Below are 16,582 nucleotides of genomic sequence, written 5' to 3'. Positions count from 1 at the left end.
TCAGTCGCTTTCGGAGAGGTTGACGGAGGAGCCGCCGCCATGGCTGTCGCCGCTACGCACGGCGTGGGCGGCGGCCTGAACGCCATGGGACATCTGCTGCGAGCGCTTCATGCGTTTCGCCCAGGCCGGCGGCCCGTCGCTGGTGGAAGACGCAGCTCCGGGAGATGCGGCCTCCGCGGTGGCGGTCGTCGCAGCACCGGATGCGCCGGTGGCGATCTCCGTCGCGGCCTGGCCACCGGCCTGATAGCTCTGCTTCAGGCTGTCGGCGGCACGACCGGCTGCGCGCTTCAGCGGTGAGACGGCCGCCTTCGCGCCGGTGCTGGCAACACTGCCAAGACCCGACGCGACGCCGGATGCGCCGGCCTGGCCGGCCGCGCCGAGGCTGTAGGCGGTGGAGGCGCCACCGGCGAGGGCTGCACCGCCACGCGCGGCGGCGGCAGCGCCGCCAGCAAGTGCAGCGCCGCCTGTCACGACGGCGCCGGCAGCGGCCGCGCCTGCTGCGACAACGCCGCCGGCGGCAAGACCAGTGCCAATGGCCGCGCCGGCGCCGAGCTGCGGGCCACCGGAGATGAGGCCGTTAGCGATGCCGGGACCGAAGATGCCGAGACCAAGCAGCGACAGCGCGGCAAGCACGATCGCCATGGCATCGTCGATCGATGGCGTTGCGCCGTTGAAGCCCGAGGTGAACTCGGAGAACAGCGTCGAGCCGATGCCGATGATGACGGCGAGCACCAGCACCTTGATGCCGGAGGAGATGACGTTGCCGAGCACGCGCTCGGCCATGAACGCCGATTTGCCGAACAGGCCGAAGGGAATGAGGACGAAGCCGGCGAGCGTGGTCAGCTTGAACTCGATCAGGGTGACGAAGAGCTGGATCGCCAGGATGAAGAACGCCAGCAGCACCAGCGCCCAGGCGAAAAACATGCAGGCGATCTGGATGAAGTTCTCGAAGAACGACCAGTAGCCCATCAGGCTGGAGATGGAGTCGAGCAGCGGCCGGCCGGCATCGAGACCAGTCTGCGCCACCTTGCCGGGGCGCATGAGATCGCTCACGGCAAAGCCCGTTCCCGAAGCCTTCAGGCCGAGGCCCGCGAAGCTCTCGAAGACGATGCGGGCGAGATTGTTCCAGTTGGAGATCAGGTAGGCGAAGACACCGACGAAGAGCGTCTTCTTGACCAGCCTCGCCATGATGTCGTCGTCGGCGCCCCATGACCAGAAAAGCGCGGCGAGCGTGACGTCGATGACGATCAAGGTGGTGGCGATGAAACCGACTTCGCCGCCGAGCAGCCCGAATCCTCCGTCGATGTAGCGAGTGAAGACCTCGAGGAAATGGTCGATGACACCGGTGCCGCCCATGTCAGCGAACCTCTGGCTGAGCGGGCTCGGCCTGCATCGCAGGCCCGGTCACGTCCGCTGGCGCACTGTCTTTGTGGATGGGAGCGGCCGACGCGGGCGCGCTTGGAAACAGCGTGGCTGGCGCAACCGGCGACGGTGATGAAACCGGTGCCGGCCGGCCGAGGAAGCGGCGCCGGTTCTCCGCCCACGCCTTCAGGCAACCGGGGTCACGCGTGCCGGCCTCGCCGATCTCGGAACAGCGAAGCAGTTCTGCGGTGAGTGGATCTAAGGCTGTGACTGGACGGCCCCGCGTCGCGAGGACGTCCGTCGAAACGTCCTTGCGGTTCATCTCGATCGCGGTCGCCGTGATGGCGACCGCGACGAAGACGATGGCGCCGACGCGAGCGAGGGTCTTGCCGTCCATCGTGCCAGCCTCAGTTGCCGCTGTTCGGGAACATGCGGGCATTGCCGGGCTGGTAGCCCGAGCCCGGCGTCAGGAAACGCCGGCGCTGCTCGCGGCCCTGTTCGGCGGCGGCGGCCTGCTCGGCCGACTGCAAGGCCTGCGCCCGGCCGTTGGCCGCCACGACGGCGGTGAGATCCGCGAGTTGCTGCGCCTGGAGCGCAAGGAGTTGGTTGCCGGCCTGCGTCGCCTGCAGCGCGCCGGTCGCGCCCTGGCTCTGGCCGATCAGCGCCGACATCTGCGTGCGATTGGTGTCGATGTTGCCGACGACGCCCGCCTGCACCCGCATTGCGTCCTGCAGGCCGCCGACCGTGTTCTGCCAGCGCGAGCGGGCATCGGTGACGAGTTGCTGATCCGAAGCGGACAGCGAGACGTTCCCGTACTTCTGCTGGAACATCCGGTCGATCTGCTGGACGTCGTAGGCGATATTCTGCGCCTGGTTGAGAAGCTGCTGCGTGCGCTGGACGGACTGCTGAAGCTGTTGCAGCGACGAGAACGGCAGGCTCGCAAGGTTGCGTGCCTGGTTGATCAGCATTTGCGCTTCGTTCTGAAGCGAGGTGATCTGGTTGGTGATCTGCTGAAGCGATCGCGCCGCCGTGAGCACGTTCTGCGCATAGTTCGAGGGATCGAATACGATGATGGCGTGAGCGGGCGTCGCCAGCATGGGCGCGAGCGCGACGGGAGCGGTCAGCAGCGCGGCAGCAAAACGCGCTGCGCGGGAATTGCGCAGTTTCATTGGGACGTCTCCTTGTTGGTGAGCGTGGGGATGAGATCGGCGGCCCAACCGACCTCACGGTGATCGAGCCATGCGGCGAGGAAGCCGTCGCGGCCGTGTTCGGCGACGATGCGGGCAATGGCCGCCTGGTCGGTCTTCGATGACGCGGCGCACAGAGCGAGCGCGACATCGGACAGACCGAGCTCGAAGAGGCGGTTGCCGCGCCGCGACTGGCAGTAATAGTCGCGCTTGGGCATTGCCCGCGCGATGATCTCGATCTGGCGGTCGTTGAGGCCGAAGCGCCGATAGATCGCCGTGATCTGCGGCTCGATCGCGCGCTCGTTCGGCAGCAGAAGCCGGGTCTGGCAGCTTTCGATGATGGCAGGCGCGATGGCCGAGCCGTCGATGTCGCTGAGCGATTGCGTGGCGAAGATGACGCTGGCGTTCTTCTTGCGCAGCGTCTTCAGCCATTCGCGGAGCTGGCCGGCGAAACCGTCATCGTCCAGCGCCAGCCAGCCTTCGTCGATAATGAGAAGAGTCGGCGAACCGTCGAGCCGATCTTCGATCCGATGGAAGAGATAGGAGAGAACCGCCGGCGCCGCGCCGGTGCCGATCAGCCCCTCAGTCTCGAACGCTTGAACGAACGCCGAGCCAAGATACTCGCGTTCAGCGTCGAGCAGCCGGCCGTAGGGACCGCCGACGCAATAGGGCCTGAGCGCCTGTTTGAGATCGTTCGACTGGAGCAGCACGACCAGGCCGGTGATCGTGCGCTCCTCGACGGGCGCCGATGCCAGCGAGGTCAGCGCCGTCCAGATATGCTCCTTCACCTCGGGCGTGATCGCCACGCCCTCGCGGGTCAGGATCGATACGATCCAGTCGCCCGCCCAGGCGCGCTCGGGCACGTCGTGAACGCGGGCGAGCGGTTGAAGGCTGACGTTATCGGTCGCGCCGTCACTGAGATCGCCGCCGAGGTCATGCCAATCGCCGCCCATGCCGAGCGCCGCCGCGCGGATCGAGCCGCCGAAGTCGAAGGCGAAGACTTGGGCGCGAGCATAGCGTCGGAACTGCAGCGCCATCAGCGCCAGCAGGACCGACTTGCCCGCGCCGGTCGGGCCAACGATCAGCGTGTGGCCGACGTCGCCGACGTGAAGCGAAAGCCGGAACGGGGTGGAGCCTTCGGTCTTGCCGAAGAGCAGTGGGGGCGCTGCAAAATGCTCGTCCCGTTCCGGCCCCGCCCACACCGCCGACAGCGGGATCATGTGGGCGAGATTGAGCGTGGAGATCGGCGGCTGGCGGACGTTCGCATAGACGTGGCCGGGCAATGATCCGAGCCAGGCGTCCACCGCGTTGATCGTCTCGGCCATGGCAGTGAAGTCGCGGCCCTGAATGACCTTCTCGACGAGGCGCAGCTTCTCGTCGGCAGCGCGCGGATCCTCGTCCCACACCGTCACCGTCGCGGTGACGTAGGCCATCCCGGCATAGTCGGCGCCGAGTTCCTGGAGCGCCATGTCGGCATCGGCGGCCTTGTTCGCGGCGTCGGTGTCCACGAGGACGGACGCCTCGTTGGTCATTACCTCCTTGAGGATCGCGGCGATCGACTTGCGCTTGGCGAACCATTGCCGGCGGATCTTGGTCAGCAGCTTGGTCGCGTCGGTCTTGTCGAGCAGGATCGCCCGCGTCGACCAACGATACGGAAATGCGAGACGGTTCAGCTCGTCGAGCAGGCCAGGTGTCGTCGCCGTTGGAAAGCCTGTGACGGTGAGGATGCGCAGATGCGACGCGCCAAGGCGCGGCTCGAGCCCGCCGGTGAGCGGCTGGTCGGCGAGCAGCGCGTCGAGATAGATCGGCGTTTCGGGGACGCGGACACGGTGCCGTTTGGTCGAGACGCAGCCGTGGAGATAGGTGAGCGTCTCCGCGTCATCAAGCCAGCGGCATTCGGGCATGAAGGCTTCGACCAGGCGCAGGATGCGATCGGTGCGATCGGCGAACCCGGTCATCACCTCGTTGGGGTCGAGGCCCGACTTTTCCCGGCCTTCATAGAGCCAGGATTCCGCGCGCGCGGCGTCCTCGGCCGGCGGCAGATAGGTGAAGGTCAGGAAATAGCTCGACTCGAAATGTGCGCCAGCTTCCTCGAAATCCGCTTTGCGCTCGGCGTCGACCAGCGCCGAGGCGGGATCGGGAAAGCGGCTGTCGGGATAGAGGTTCGAAGCTTGCCGCTGCGCCTCGACGAAGATTGCCCAGCCTGATCCAAGGCGACGGAACGCATTGTTGAGGCGGCCGGCGATGGCGACTAGCTCAGCCTGTACGGCGCTGTCGAGATCGGGGCCGCGAAACCGCGCGGTGCGCTGAAAGCTGCCGTCCTTGTTGAGGACGATGCCGGAGCCCACCAGCGCGACCCAGGGGAGGAAGTCGGCCAGGCGGCTGTTGCGATTGCGATATTCGGCAAGGTTCATCATGGCCGCGCTCCCCTCAGACCGAAAGGTGTGCGGGGACGCGCAGATGGCGGCGCACAACGTCGACGAAGAGCGGATCGCGCTTGGCAGCCCACACCGCGGTGACGTGGCCGATCGCCCAGATCGCGATCCCCACCAGCCAGAGGCGAAGCCCTAGGCCGACCGCGCCAGCGAGCGTCCCGTTCATGATGGCGATAGCCCGTGGGGCGCCGCCGAGCAGGATCGGCTCGGTCAGTGCCCGGTGAACGGGGACGGTATAGCCTGGGACGTCGCCGCCCTGATCGACAGCGCCCGTCATCAGACCAGCGCCCCGCCGCCGAACGAGAAGAACGACAGGAAGAAGCTCGACGCGGCGAAGGCAATCGAGAGACCAAACACGATCTGGATCAACCTGCGGAAGCCGCCGGAGGTATCGCCGAAGGCCAGCGTCAGGCCGGTAACGATGATGATGATCACCGCCATGATTTTCGCCACGGGACCTTCAATCGACTGCAGGATCTGTTGGAGAGGCTGTTCCCACGGCATCGACGAACCGGAAGCGTGAGCGGGGGCTGCCATCACCGCCGACAGAGTGGCGATGGAAACGGTCAAGACGAGATGATGGCGCGCGCGCCGCAGGCGTTGGATCACAGGCTTTCTCCTTCAGGTGCTGGGACGAACAAGCTCGAGCTGCCGTCGCCATCCGTGGTGGCCGGCGCGATGCGGTAGTCGCCGTCGAGACCGAGGCCTTCGACGCGCGAGAGTTCGGAGAGTCGCCGCGCGGACCCGCGACCGGAGAGGACGGCAACGAGGTCGATCGTTTCCGCGATCAATGCGCGCGGGACCGTGACGACTGCCTCCTGAATGAGCTGCTCCATGCGGCGCAGTGCGCCGATCGCGCTGCCGGCGTGGATGGTGCCGACCCCGCCAGGATGGCCGGTGCCCCAGGCCTTGAGCAGTTCGAGCGCTTCGGCGCCGCGCACTTCGCCAACGGGTATGCGATCGGGCCGCAGACGCAGCGAAGAGCGAACGAGATCGGAAAGTGAGGCAACGCCATCTTTTGTTCGCATCGCCACGAGGTTCGGCGCGGCGCATTGCAGTTCGCGGGTGTCTTCGATGAGGACGACGCGATCGGCGGTCTTCGCAACTTCGGCGAGCAACGCGTTTGTCAGCGTCGTCTTGCCGGTGGATGTCCCGCCGGCGACGAGGATGTTGGCGCGTGAGGAGACACTCCGGCGGAGTATCTCGGCCTGCGTCGCTGACATGATGCCGGCCGCGACGTAGTCGTCGAGCGTGAACACCGCGACAGCGGGCTTACGGATCGCGAATGCGGGGGCAGCGACGACGGGTGGCAGCAGGCCTTCGAACCGCTCGCCGGTTTCAGGCAACTCTGCGGATACCCGAGGAGCACCAGCATGAACCTCGGCTCCGACATGGTGCGCAACCAAGCGAACGATACGTTCGCCGTCCGCTGGTGACAGCCGCTCACCGGTATCGGAAAGTCCTTCGGAGAGTCGGTCGATCCAGAGGCGCCCATCGGGATTGAGCATCACCTCGACGATGCTGGCGTCATCAAGATAGCGCGCGATTGCAGGACCGAGCGCAGTGCGCAGCATCCTTGCGCCGCGCGCGAGGCCTTCCGAATTGTGGTGTGATGCTGTCATAGTGCCCCGTTTCTATCGGGGCCGATACAGTCCTTCCCCAGACGGGGATGATTAAAGGGGCCAGATTTCGGGGCGATTCAACAAAGATTCATCGACGTAGTAGTGTAGCGTGCAAATACAGGAGAACGGCGGTGTCGGACGCACGATACGCCAATACGCTCGCGGAGCTTGACCGGCTCTGCGCAAGCGTCTGATCCTCGCACAATGACCGCTCAATGCATTTGTTGTGGAGGTGATGGACATCCTCGATCGCGGAGATCATCCGGGGGGTGAGATCCTTCTTAATCGGGATCATGCACGGCGTTGGGCTGAACGGGACGGTACGTACGATAGCATCTTTGCAGCCATGAACCCCAGCCGAGTAGAGTAGCCTATGTTTCTTAGATCGGTTTTGGCCGCCGCCGCATTTGCTGCGGCGGTACTCCCCGCGGAATCGGTGTTCGCCGAGGGCGCCCGAAAAGCCAATCAAGGGCAACAGCGCGAGATCGGCAGCAAGGTAATTGAGAAGGCCAACGCCCTCCTTGACAGTTTAACACCGGCGCGGCGCAATGAAGCCCTCGTCGATTATAGATCACGGTGACGGACCGATCGGCGCGGAAAGAGATTTGTAGGCTTCCTCACCATTCAGCGCTGATTCAAGGCTATTTGACGCGCGATCGAACGCGGAAGAAACATCAACGCGTTTCGGGTAGCTCTGCACGGCTGAGCTTTTTGCGCACGCGCGCATGAATCTGGTCGACCCAAGCCAATCCCAATCGCCTGATGCGACCTTTCGGACACCTTAAGAGGAGAAAGTGTTCGATGCGAGACACCACAAAAAGCAGAAGGCGGATCCGAAGTGGCGGAGGCCAATGCGATAGTTGATTACTCATTGTTTTGCGTCTCCTTTGAGAAAATCTGCCACGGCTTTTTTTGTTCGATGAATCTCAGGCGCTGGCACGCTATCCTGGCGTGCGCTTCGGCGGCCAGATCAACATGTTTGGAAGTGTCGGATAAAGGCGCAGACGCTCAAACGCCGCGGCTAAAGCCATCTCTCGGCGTCGAGCCGTCCAGCGGATATAATTTGCGATGAGCGCATAGGCGACAACGGGCAGCCTTTCGCCGCGTTGGACAAGGATAGCGATGCAACGTTCTAGTCCGTCATGGAGAGCACGCGTTGCAAAATAATGAAACGTGAACGGATCGCTGCGCGCTTTGGCAAAAGCGATCAGCATAGCGGCGATCAATCCGCAAGCATCGATCTCGCATTGAGAATCGCCGAAACAGCTGTCGACAAAAGCGATAATCTGAAAGCCCTTGGTCTGCTCGACTGAGGTCAGCGAAAAAGAACTACAAGAAGTTGCATCGGAAAGCGCCTGGATGCGTTCGGGAAGAGTCTTGAATTGTTCAGACATGAGGCGCCCCCATCAGCTAGTTAGAACAAAAGAGTTTTGTCTATTCAGATTGTTTCCTTTTCGTTTTGGTTGGCAGGCGACGACGCGGGGTATAGCAACGTCCGCGAGGCTATTGCGGACATGTCGGTGCTCGCGCCCGTGCGTCAACGTCGTCACCCGCCTTCTTGCGTGCTACTTCGAGCCGGTATTGCTTGTAGCAGCGTCGTTGCTGGTTGGCGTTCCGCCGATCTGGGGGATGCTGACCTCGACGCCGGTCGCGGCGACGAAGACCTTGAAGCCGATCAGCGCGACAGCAATCAGAAGATAGCCGCGTAGCACGCCCATCCAGACCTTCGTCATCAACGTCATATGCAGGGCAGGCAGCCGATTAAGCGGCGGCATGCGCCAGTTCCGGCGCTCGAGCATCGTCATCTTGGCGAAGCGGTGATCTTGATCGTTGCCATATGCGGCAGCGGGCACGTCATAACTACGCTTGCGTGCTGCGAACGAAAAGACGAACCCGCAAAGCCCCAGCAAAGAGCCGCCAATCAGTATTTTCAGAATTGTGCTGTCAGCCACATCTGGGAAGACGGTCGCCACGGTGAGGATGATCGAGAGCAACACAAGGGACCAGATTATTGCTCCGGTGAATACATTGAGCTTAGGACCGTTGGACCAGGGGCCGACAACCGCCTTGTCGTTGCAAAGGAGGAGCAGGAAGACCGTGGCACTTGGTAGCAGCACGCCAGCGAGAGCCTGCACGGCACTGACAAAGAGGCCCAGCAGCGCATCACTTGCGAAGGCAACAAGGCCTGCGGCAATGAATATGAGAATCCCGTAAGCAACGTAGAATCCGATGGCATCCGTAACTTTGCGATGCAATGAGTGCCTCACCCTGAGGACGTCGGCGATCGCATAAGACGTCGAGAGCGAGACGGCTGCTGCGCCGATGAGGCAAGCATCCAAAAGAGCGATTGCAAAAATCGTCGCCGAATATGGACCCACATATTTGTCCAGCGCCGTAAGCACCGCACCTGTATCCGTGAAATTGCCGAATTCCGGCCGTCCGGCAAACAATGCGGCACAGAACGCCATCATGGCAACGGCGCCGATTACTACCAGGAGGATCCCGAGGCAAAGATCGACTTTCTCGTAGCCGTTGAAGGCGGGCGTGATCCGCTTATCGACAACATAGCTTTGTTGGAAAAAGAGCTGCCAAGGTGCGACGGTCGTGCCAACGATGCCAATGACAAGCAGCATGACTGCCGCCATGTCGGAGTGAGCGGGCCATTGCGGCACGAGCAGTCCATGGGCGATCTCACCGATTGGTGGATGGATGGCGAGGAGCACAGGTATTAGCAACAGACTGCCAAAGACCAAAACCATCGCGAAGCGTTCAAACCGCTTGAAACTTCCGGTGCTGACGGCGGCCACTATGAGCACCGCCGCGACAATCAGTCCCGGAACTCTTGGCAAACCAAAATATTGGAGTGCGAATACGATGCCGATGAACTCGGTTACAATGGTTAGTCCGTTGAGAAGAACTAGGTCTATAAGGCTGAAGGCACCCCAGAACTTTCCGAAACGTTCGAATATCAGTCGTGCATGGCCAACGCCCGTCACAGCACCTAGCCGTGACACCATCTCCTGATTCACGTAAATCACCGGGATCAAGAGCATCAACGTCCACAGCAGAGAGGTGCCGTAGTTCTGACCTGCCTGCGTATAGGTTCCAAAAGCGCCGGCATCATTGTCGCCGACCATGACAATCAGTCCCGGGCCGACGATTGCCATCAAGGTCGCCAGCCTAGCCCGCCAAGTCTTTCGTACACCGGTGTCGTGCTGCCGGATGGTGCCGAACGCGCCGTGGATGTCGCCAATATGCGCGCTATCCAGGACAGCGGGCGCGCTTGAGGCCAATTCGATTTGTTCAAGCGATGTCGCAGAGGTATCGGACATTTCAAACTCCGTTGAGTTTTGCTCGTTTTTGGGTGAATTCACTGGATCAGAGCGAAGCGGTTGTTGGCTGGCCCCGCTGCGGCGGATGCTTTGCGACTGGGCAAGCTCCAGCCGTGTTGGGCGGAATGGCGAGCACGGCGAGCCCGACGTTGATTGCCCGTTGGACGAGATCGGCGGTGTGGCGCCCCCCTGGGAAAGCCACGACAAAGTCGGGTCGGCTGTCTGTCAGCATGAAATCGCTGCGCAGCCCTTCGGCCTTCTTGCCGTAAAACTCCCAATTTGGCGGGTAACGCACCACAGCGATCCCATGGCGACGCGCCCACGCCTCAGCGATGATGCCGACGCCTGCAATGCTGCCGTGGACCACAACGCTGATTGGCTTTCGCCAATGCAGTGCAGTTAGTTCGTGATGCACCATCTCGGCGTCCTCGAAGTGACGTCCTCCACAGACTAGGAGGCGCATGGCCGTGTCCTTTCGGGCTGCTCTTCGGGACACGGTGCTGGTGCGCGCGAGTTGGCGGTGATGCAGGGCGCAGGTACGCGATTTCCTTCCGAGCTGTCGTTGACCGGGGCGGGATCAGTCGTTCCCCGACGCGGCTTAGGAAGCTTTTCGGCAATGCCCATGCTTTCCACGCGGCGCCGCATCTCGGCCCAGACTTCGCTGGGTTCAATATTGAGTGCGTGCCACAGAACGACCAAGTGATAGAGAAGATCGGCACTTTCGCTGACCGTCTTTTGGGTCCGCTTCCTCACCGCCTCGAGAGCGACCTCGGCAGCCTCCTCGACAACCTTCTGCGAGATCTTCCGCAATCCGGCATTCATCAGCTCTGCCGTGCGAGCATGCTCCGTCAATGTCACATCATTCAGCGCGTTGTAGAGCTGCTCTAAATCGTTGGCGAAGATAGTATTCGCGCAAGTCGTATTAGTGCCTGCGGGGCGCGCAGGCAGCAAAGCCACCACTGCATTCATTAGTTAATCCCTTCGTTTGAACTTTGCTGCCAACAGCAGCGCTACGCTGCGCACGGCATTGCCGTGTGTCGCTATGATCAATCGTCAGGATTCTTCAGAGTGGCGGATGTCTGCAATTGCCAGCCCCCAATCAGCCGGCCATCGGATTCCTGATGCCAATGGGCAAGAAGCTTTGGTCTCGCCAAGTTGCGAGCGCCCAATTTCAAGCCGGGAAACACCCCGGCGAATTGAATATCATCATGGGCGACCACCGGTGGCGCCCGACGTGTGTCGATGTTGAGATGAGCGGCCATGGCCACCTCCGTCTGTTCAAGCAGTTGCTCGAACCCGGGTGGCCTGGACGGACGGTGCTCAGCGTCGAAGTGCTGGCGCAGTTACGTCGGCAGAACCGACCCGAGCGATGATGCAACCCAGCGGAGCGTCGATAGCAGGTGACTGACGCCTACTATCTCCCTCCGAGGGGTCGTTGCTAGATCGCGGGTTCATATGATCCTCTGCTGTGCCAATCCGGATCCAATTCACGACGAACTGGACCACGACGCGAACAACCCTGCCGGTCTTCACTTCGCGCGACATTCATATATACTCTGGGGGGTATATTACAACTATACCCGGGTATAGCGGAGGGACGCGATGGCGCATGCGGTGGCTGAGAAGCAGAAGCTGCTGAATAGGGTCCGACGCCTTCGAGGTCAGGTCGATGCGATTGAACGGGCCCTCATCGCGGATGAGAGTTGCGGCGACGTGATGCGGATAGTCACGGCCACGCGCGGTGCGATCAACGGAATCATGGCCGAAGTCGTCAATGGGCACATTCAAGCGCATATGGTCGATGCGAACCGCACGCCCACAGAAGCTGAACGTAATGCCGCGCTCGAATTAGTCGACGTTTTGCACACCTACATCAAGTGAACTGCGATGGCTCCACAAAAAACACCAGTCAATCAGCCTGCCCACGTCGATCCTATAGATCACGAGGCAAACTTGACGCATCGATACCCGCTCGGCACCCGTTCAAGGGAACTACTGACGTTCATCGATGGGCTATGGCGCCTCGTTAGGTCTGGAACGCTTCCCTTGCTGATCGGCATCCTCACTATCGGCATCTTCATCATCGACACCATAACCCCTTACGAGATATCCGCTGCGACGTTTTATGTGATTGTCGTTCTATTGTCGGCTCGCTTCAGCCACACGCGGGGCATGGGCACGGTCTCTGGAATATGCATCGCGTTGACGATCGCGAGCTACATCCTGACGCCGAGTGGAAGCTTCGGAACCGGAGTCGTCAACACCTCGATCAGCCTGCTGGCGATCGCGGCAACGACCTATCTCGCTGTCAAGATGGAGACCGCTCGTGTGGCGGCCGAACAGGCGCAGACCCGCCTTGCGCACGTCGCTCGGATCACGACTCTCGGCGAGATCGCTGCCTCAATCGCCCATGAGGTCAATCAGCCGCTCGCCGCAATCGTGACCAACGCCAATGCATGTACACGCTGGATTCACGGAGATCCCGCGAACCTAGAAAAAGCCGCGTCTTCGATAGATAGCATCGTCAGCGACGCAAACCGAGCAAGTGAAATCATCAAGCGCGTCCAAGCGCTGTCTATGCGTGCAGAACCAAAGAGGTCCTGGATTGAGATCAACGTCGTAATCAGAGAGGTGCTGGGGCTTTTGCAAAGCCGTTTCCGAGAAAGCCGAGTTTCCGTTTATACGAACCTGTCGAGTGATCTGCCCATGATCTTCGGTGATCGTATTCAACTTCAACAGGTTGCACTCAACCTTCTCGTGAACGCGATAGATGCGATGGGTACGCTGCAGAGCAGTGTTCGTGAGATTCGAATAAACTCCGCTAAATCAAGCGCGTCCGGCGTGATGATCACGATAGAAGACACGGGAGGCGGTATCGATCCTGGCTTCGTAAGGCATCTTTTCGATGCCTTTCACTCCACCAAGAGCGATGGCATGGGAATTGGACTTTCAATATGCCGATCAATTATTGAATCTCACGGCGGTAATATTTGGGCTGAGCCGACCAATCCGCGCGGCGCTACCTTTTGTTTTACTCTGCCTGGCGACAGGGAGAAAATACTATGAGACAGTCGAAACAGCCCGTCGTTGTGGGCGGCACGGTAGCCGTCGTCGACGATGATCTTTCCGTGCGTGAAGCGCTCAGAAATCTCCTGAGTTCTGTCGGACTTGATATTCACACCTTTGCGTCTACGCACGAGTTTTTGGCGTGGTCGATTCCTGATACGCCGATTTGCTTGGTATTGGACGTTAGAATGCCGGGTCAGAACGGCTTGGATTTCCAACAAGAGCTTTTCAGAACGCGTGTGGAGATCCCGGTCGTGTTCATTACGGCGCACGGGGATATCCCGATGTCGGTCCGGGCTATGAAGTTTGGCGCGATCGAATTTCTGACCAAGCCGTTTAGGGACCAAGACCTACTTGATGCGATCTATCTCGGTCTCCAGACTTCGCAAATCCGACGAAACGAGAAGACAATGACAGCTGATCTTCGCGCGCGGTACGATTCGCTTTCTGTTCGCGAGCGCCAAGTTATGGACATGATACTTGATGGAAAACTCACAAAGCAAATTGCTGCGAAGTTTGCACTCAGCGAAATCACGGTGAAGGTGTGTCGGGCGCAGATCATGCGGAAGATGGAGGCGGCATCCTTGCTTGAACTCGGGCGGATGTCCGAGAGATTGGAAAGAATAAGGGATTGAGAGGCAGTCGATTATTGCTGACTTCAATGCGGCCTTGGAGAGCAGCTTGGGCTCACGCAGGAGCGTGCGCGATCTGACGAGCTATTCTGCCTCGCCATCAACGTCCTCAGAAATCTCCTGATGAAGCTTCGGGCCCTTCGCGAGACGGCGGCCGAGAGCTGTGACAAACTGATCATAGCGTTCGCCAGCTTTGGCGCGCGCGGCCTGCGCAGCAGGTTCTGGCAAACTCGGTGTGGTGGTCACCCAGAAGCGCACGAAGACTGCGAGCATCTCGACCGATATTCCGATATCGCGCTCCATCCGCGACATGCGTCGGTCGAGCTGGTCGAGGCGTTTCGTGATGACGGCCTCCTGGCGTTCGGCGGCATCGGGTGAGAGGAATGACTCGATCGCCGCCTCCGCGACCAACGATCGCGAATGGTCGCGGCGCGCGGCGTGATCTGCGAGCCGGTTCATGACAGAGGGGTCGAGATAGACGGAGAGGCGTTGCTTGCGGGGTGGTTTCGTCACGGGCGTCTCACAGCTCCATGCCGTCACCGGGGTCGAGCGAGACCTGGCGCGCGACGCCCTGCATGAGCCGGTTCATACGGCTGGTGCGCACGGCATCGTCGTCAGACTCGTCCCGATCGGTATCGATCTCGAACGGGTTGTCGATTGGCACTTTCTTCTCGACGGGGTTCACCCGATTGAGTTCCGGTTGCTGGCGGCGTTCCGACTCGGTTGGATCTTCATCGGCGGGCTGCGCTAGCAAGGTGGCCTCGGCAATCTGTGGTCGGGCTGGCAACTGGTGCGTGGTCCAATCGTCGGGCTGTCCTTGCTGCGACGTTGTGAGCGCGGGCGGCGGCAGCAGGCGTTCCTTGAACCGAGCATCCTCGTAATAGCGCGCCTTCTTCGCACGAATCGGCGGCGTGCCCGCCGCCATGACGATCTCGTCGGTGGGAGGGAGCTGCATGATTTCGCCAGGTGTGAGCAGTGGCCGAGCTGTTTCCGAGCGCGAAACCATCAGATGGCCAAGCCAGGGGGACAGCCGGTGGCCGGCATAGTTCTTCATGGCCTTCATCTCGGTGGCGGTGCCGAGGGCGTCCGAAACGCGCTTGGCGGTACGCTCGTCGTTGGTCGCGAAGCTGACGCGCACATGGCAATTGTCGAGGATCGAATTGTTCGCCCCGTAGGCCTTTTCGATCTGGTTTAGGGATTGCGCGATCAGGAAGCTCTTCAGACCGTAGCCGGCCATGAAGGCCAGTGCTGACTCAAAGAAGTCGAGCCTCCCCAGCGCCGGAAACTCGTCCAACATCAGCAGGAGACGATGGCGTTCGCCCTTTGCTTGCAGATCCTCGGTCAGGCGTCGGCCGATTTGATTGAGGATCAGTCGGATAAGCGGTTTGGTGCGGTTGATGTCGGATGGTGGCACGACGAGATAGAGTGTTGCCGGGTATTTTCCGCCCACGATATCGGAGATCCGCCAGTCACAGCGCCGCGTCACTTCGGCGACGACGGGATCGCGATAGAGTCCCAGGAACGACATGGCGGTAGAGAGCACGCCTGAGCGTTCGTTGTCGGATTTGTTGAGGAGCTCGCGTGCGGCGCTGGCGATCACGGGATGCGGTCCGGCGTCGCCGAGATGCGCCGTCTTCATCATCGCATCGAGGGTGGATTCAATTGGTCGCTTCGGATCAGAGAGGAACGCCGCGACGCCGGCCAGAGTCTTGTCCTTTTCCGCATAGAGGACGTGGAGGATCGCGCCGACTAGCAGCGCATGGCTCGTCTTTTCCCAATGGTTCCGCTTGTCCAACGACCCTTCTGGGTCGACCAGGATGTCGGCGATGTTCTGGACGTCGCGAACCTCCCATTCGCCGCGGCGCACCTCGAGCAGAGGATTGTAGGCAGCGGATTTTGTGTTGGTCGGGTCAAAGAGCAGCACGCGGCCGTGCCTGGCGCGGAAGCCGGCGGTGAGCTGCCAGTTCTCGCCCTTGATGTCGTGAACAATCGCCGAGCCCGGCCAGGTCAACAGCGAGGGCACAACGAGGCCAACACCCTTGCCGCTTCGGGTGGGCGCGAAGCACAGAACATGTTCAGGCCCATCATGGCGCAGATAAGCGTGCTCGTAGCGTCCCAGCACGACACCATCGGGACCGAGAAGGCCGGCCGTCTCCACCTCCTTCTTCTCGGCCCAACGCGCCGAGCCATAGGTCTCGACCTTCTTGGCCTCGCGTGCACGCCAGACCGACATGCCGATGGCGACGGCGATCGAGATGAAGCCACCGGACGCCGCGATGAAAGCGCCTTCGACGAAGATCGCGGGTGCGTAGGCGTCGAAGCCGTACCACCACCAGAAGAAGGAGGGTGGCAGATAGAAAGGAAAGCCGAACAGCGTGAACCACGGCGCGCCCAACTCCGGCTGGAACGCCAATCGCCAAGCCACCCATTCCGTTGCGCCCCAAGTGGTGGCGAGGACGATCAGGAAAACGGTGAGGATCTGGCCCCATAGGATCTTCGTGGCGGACATTGGAACGGTCCTTTCGGAGAGAGGTTAGAGGCCGAGCCCTCGTTTGCGGCCAAAGCTCCAGTCGATGCCGCCATCATCGCGGGCGACGCCGGAAACATGCTTGCCGAGGTGCTTTTCCAGAGAGGGTGACCAGGGCACGAGTTGGAAGCCGAGGCCGTCGTCCAGCATGGCAAAGCGGCCGGAGGCGAGTGCCAAACGCTGGCGGTAGGTGCCGGCAACATACTCGCCGCTTCCCGCGCGATTGAACGGCTGGCCTGTTTCGGCGGAGAGTTTTTCGCCGGCCGCTTCCAGCTCGCGACGGCGCAGCGTGTCGATCAGCCCGCGATTGAAGGTGACACGCTGGCCGTGTCGCTCGCCGAAGCCCTGTCCGACCAGATGATCCGCGCGTCGATCCAGCGCCTGCCGTACCTCGGCGCCGAAGCCGGCCTCGGACAGGG

At 61.4% G+C, this 16,582-nt stretch carries 19 protein-coding genes; 4 read left to right on the top strand and 15 right to left on the bottom strand.

Features of this window, described 5'->3' with window-relative positions:
- From trbL to trbB, 7 genes are read right to left on the bottom strand one after another with little or no spacing between them, the layout of a single operon-like run.
- A complete protein-coding gene (trbL, locus tag K408_RS0135150) occupies window positions 1–1,356 on the bottom strand; it encodes a P-type conjugative transfer protein TrbL (protein ID WP_006022581.1) in 1,356 nt (451 codons plus the stop codon).
- Between the two features lies 1 nt (window position 1,357).
- Window positions 1,358–1,759: a putative entry exclusion protein TrbK-alt gene (trbK-alt, locus tag K408_RS0135145; RefSeq protein ID WP_024343195.1), complete on the bottom strand. Its 402-nt coding sequence runs from the start codon at window positions 1,757–1,759 to the stop codon at window positions 1,358–1,360.
- A gap of 10 nt (window positions 1,760–1,769) precedes the next feature.
- Window positions 1,770–2,531 (bottom strand): P-type conjugative transfer protein TrbJ, encoded by a 762-nt coding sequence (gene trbJ / locus K408_RS0135140; protein WP_006022583.1) that lies wholly within the window; start codon window positions 2,529–2,531, stop codon window positions 1,770–1,772.
- Window positions 2,528–4,966: a conjugal transfer protein TrbE gene (gene trbE / locus K408_RS0135135; RefSeq protein ID WP_006022584.1), complete on the bottom strand. Its 2,439-nt coding sequence runs from the start codon at window positions 4,964–4,966 to the stop codon at window positions 2,528–2,530. The genes trbJ and trbE overlap by 4 nt, the downstream gene beginning before the upstream one ends.
- 13 nt (window positions 4,967–4,979) lie before the next feature.
- On the bottom strand, window positions 4,980–5,261 hold the full coding sequence (locus K408_RS0135130; RefSeq protein ID WP_006022585.1) for a VirB3 family type IV secretion system protein: 282 nt from the start codon (window positions 5,259–5,261) through the stop codon (window positions 4,980–4,982).
- Entirely contained in the window at window positions 5,261–5,593 is a 333-nt protein-coding gene (locus K408_RS0135125; RefSeq protein ID WP_006022586.1) for a TrbC/VirB2 family type IV secretion system protein, read from the bottom strand. The genes K408_RS0135130 and K408_RS0135125 overlap by 1 nt, the downstream gene beginning before the upstream one ends.
- Window positions 5,590–6,606, bottom strand: a complete 1,017-nt coding sequence (trbB, locus tag K408_RS0135120) for a P-type conjugative transfer ATPase TrbB (RefSeq protein ID WP_024343194.1) — start codon at window positions 6,604–6,606, stop codon at window positions 5,590–5,592. Before trbB ends, K408_RS0135125 begins: the two co-directional genes overlap by 4 nt.
- 373 nt (window positions 6,607–6,979) lie before the next feature.
- Here trbB and K408_RS0135110 point away from each other — a divergent pair, with 373 nt between their 5' ends.
- On the top strand, window positions 6,980–7,186 hold the full coding sequence (locus K408_RS0135110) for a hypothetical protein (protein ID WP_006022588.1): 207 nt from the start codon (window positions 6,980–6,982) through the stop codon (window positions 7,184–7,186).
- Window positions 7,187–7,547: 361 nt separating this feature from the next.
- Here the strand turns inward: K408_RS0135110 and K408_RS0135105 are convergent, their stop codons facing one another.
- The 5 genes from K408_RS0135105 to K408_RS42480 form a co-directional block, all read right to left on the bottom strand.
- On the bottom strand, window positions 7,548–8,000 hold the full coding sequence (locus K408_RS0135105) for a hypothetical protein (RefSeq protein ID WP_006022590.1): 453 nt from the start codon (window positions 7,998–8,000) through the stop codon (window positions 7,548–7,550).
- 171 nt (window positions 8,001–8,171) lie between these two features.
- The gene (locus tag K408_RS39730) at window positions 8,172–9,938 is read right to left on the bottom strand and encodes an NRAMP family divalent metal transporter (protein ID WP_006022591.1); all 1,767 of its coding nucleotides are present in this window, start codon (window positions 9,936–9,938) and stop codon (window positions 8,172–8,174) included.
- A gap of 46 nt (window positions 9,939–9,984) precedes the next feature.
- The gene (locus K408_RS39725; RefSeq protein WP_242443339.1) at window positions 9,985–10,356 is read right to left on the bottom strand and encodes an SLOG family protein; all 372 of its coding nucleotides are present in this window, start codon (window positions 10,354–10,356) and stop codon (window positions 9,985–9,987) included.
- Window positions 10,357–10,388: 32 nt separating this feature from the next.
- On the bottom strand, window positions 10,389–10,907 hold the full coding sequence (hisE, locus tag K408_RS40800) for a phosphoribosyl-ATP diphosphatase (RefSeq protein WP_006022593.1): 519 nt from the start codon (window positions 10,905–10,907) through the stop codon (window positions 10,389–10,391).
- A gap of 77 nt (window positions 10,908–10,984) precedes the next feature.
- A complete protein-coding gene (locus tag K408_RS42480; protein ID WP_155248796.1) occupies window positions 10,985–11,200 on the bottom strand; it encodes a hypothetical protein in 216 nt (71 codons plus the stop codon).
- A gap of 340 nt (window positions 11,201–11,540) precedes the next feature.
- Here K408_RS42480 and K408_RS0135080 point away from each other — a divergent pair, with 340 nt between their 5' ends.
- The 3 genes from K408_RS0135080 to K408_RS0135070 all read left to right on the top strand — a co-directional run bounded on the left by K408_RS0135080 (window position 11,541) and on the right by K408_RS0135070 (window position 13,639).
- Window positions 11,541–11,819, top strand: coding sequence for a metal/formaldehyde-sensitive transcriptional repressor (locus K408_RS0135080; protein ID WP_006022595.1), 279 nt, complete (start codon window positions 11,541–11,543; stop codon window positions 11,817–11,819).
- 165 nt (window positions 11,820–11,984) lie between these two features.
- Window positions 11,985–13,004 (top strand): sensor histidine kinase, encoded by a 1,020-nt coding sequence (locus K408_RS0135075; protein WP_197057830.1) that lies wholly within the window; start codon window positions 11,985–11,987, stop codon window positions 13,002–13,004.
- Window positions 13,001–13,639, top strand: coding sequence for a response regulator transcription factor (locus tag K408_RS0135070; RefSeq protein WP_006022597.1), 639 nt, complete (start codon window positions 13,001–13,003; stop codon window positions 13,637–13,639). The genes K408_RS0135075 and K408_RS0135070 overlap by 4 nt, the downstream gene beginning before the upstream one ends.
- An 81-nt stretch (window positions 13,640–13,720) precedes the next feature.
- On the opposite strand, the gene K408_RS0135065 is transcribed toward K408_RS0135070, so the two are convergent.
- The 3 genes from K408_RS0135065 to K408_RS39715 form a co-directional block, all read right to left on the bottom strand.
- Complete coding sequence (locus K408_RS0135065) at window positions 13,721–14,149, bottom strand: hypothetical protein (RefSeq protein ID WP_006022598.1); 429 nt, start codon at window positions 14,147–14,149, stop codon at window positions 13,721–13,723.
- A gap of 7 nt (window positions 14,150–14,156) precedes the next feature.
- Complete coding sequence (locus K408_RS0135060) at window positions 14,157–16,145, bottom strand: conjugal transfer protein TraG (RefSeq protein WP_006022599.1); 1,989 nt, start codon at window positions 16,143–16,145, stop codon at window positions 14,157–14,159.
- Window positions 16,146–16,169: 24 nt separating this feature from the next.
- Window positions 16,170–16,582: DUF3363 domain-containing protein (locus K408_RS39715; RefSeq protein WP_035698859.1), on the bottom strand; the 413-nt coding region annotated here is incomplete at its 5' end.

Origin of the sequence: Bradyrhizobium sp. in8p8 (assembly GCF_000426845.1) — a bacterium.
Taxonomy (GTDB): Bacteria; Pseudomonadota; Alphaproteobacteria; order Rhizobiales; family Xanthobacteraceae; genus Bradyrhizobium; species Bradyrhizobium japonicum_C.
The sequence above is the reverse complement of the archived record's forward strand: the minus strand, read 5'-3'. Positions and strand labels throughout refer to the sequence as shown.